1 protein-coding gene and 1 pseudogene are annotated in these 1,193 nt (G+C 62.7%); both read right to left on the bottom strand.

What is annotated here, in order from left to right:
• Positions 1 to 207 (bottom strand): annotated as a pseudogene (locus V7116_RS22040) (hypothetical protein); the annotation flags it as partial.
• Positions 208 to 276: 69 nt separating this feature from the next.
• Complete coding sequence (locus V7116_RS22045) at positions 277 to 969, bottom strand: methyltransferase family protein (protein ID WP_324394144.1); 693 nt, start codon at positions 967 to 969, stop codon at positions 277 to 279.
• Between the last annotated feature and the right edge of the window lie 224 nt (positions 970 to 1,193).

A 1,193-nucleotide genomic window follows, 5' to 3' on the forward strand; every position in this document is an offset into this window, starting at 1 on the left:
GGCCTGTCCGGTCGGCGTCACGAGCCACACCGAGAGCCGCCCGCCGGGGGTCGCGGTCGAGAAGGGCGGGTGCGTGGGTGTCGGCGGCTGCCGGTCCCCGATCACGTCGCTGACGGTGCCGCAGCCTGCCAGCGCCCCCGCCAGGAGGGCCGCCAGCAGCAGGATCGCAAGACGAATGACAGTAGGGTGATAACGCGCTGTGGTCATGCCGGGAAGTATAGCGTGGGCAGAAAACCGGGACAATTCACGCTCCCATATCGCACGCCCCGCCCGGCGCTACCACACGCCCGGTAGCAGCCGGTAGCGGACCCGCTGCGCATAGTTCTCATAGCCGGGCAGTTCGGCCTGCAGCGTTCGATCCTCCAGCGCCGTGCGGATCACGTAACACACGATGGCGCACGCGCTCGGAATGAGTGCCCACCACGAATCGAGCACCAGCGGCATGCCAAGCTGGAACACGATCGCGCCCGTATAACCGGGGTGACGCACGAGCCGGTATGGCCCGCTCGATACGACGCGGTGATTACGATCCGTTTGGATGCGCACCGTAGCCGAGAAATAAGCGTTGGCAACCATCGCCCACAGCACGAACAGGCTGCCCGCCAAAAACGCGATCACCGCCACGACCCACGTCGCCGTGCTTACTTCCGACCACCCGCTGCGCTTGTCAAGTCCGGCTGTGCCCCAGGTCACTATGGGGAACACGATCACGGCCAGCGCTGCCAGCGCCACGTCCCATTTTTTCGTGCCTTCTTGCAGTTCCGCGCGTTCCACCAGAAGATCCGCGTGGTCTGGCAGCAGCACGACTACGTCTGCCAGGATGATGAGCACGGTCAGCATGAGGTAGATCCAGCCGTGCGCCCAGGTGAGTGTTCCCGCGCTCACGAACAGGATCGCGCCGAGCATCACGACGTAAAATACTTGCTTGCGCGCCCACAGCAGCACGCCCTGCCTCACATTTGCCTGCATGGTCCGCTCCTTCCTTTGTGCTGTGTTTCACAAATTTATTCTACGCTCGAATAATCTTTAGGAACCCCTAAATTTTAGGGGCCGCGCCGCATGATCTGTGTGGATAGACAAGTACCGTCTGGCAGCCGCGAGTCAGGGCGGGGTGCAGTGACGTCTGGCTGCGCGCGTTCTAGAGGCTGTGATGCACTTTTCGAGGGAGAGAACTGGTTTCTCACGCTCTCGTG

It is taken from the genome of Aggregatilinea sp. (assembly GCF_036822615.1).
Classification (GTDB): Bacteria; Chloroflexota; Anaerolineae; order Aggregatilineales; family Aggregatilineaceae; genus Aggregatilinea.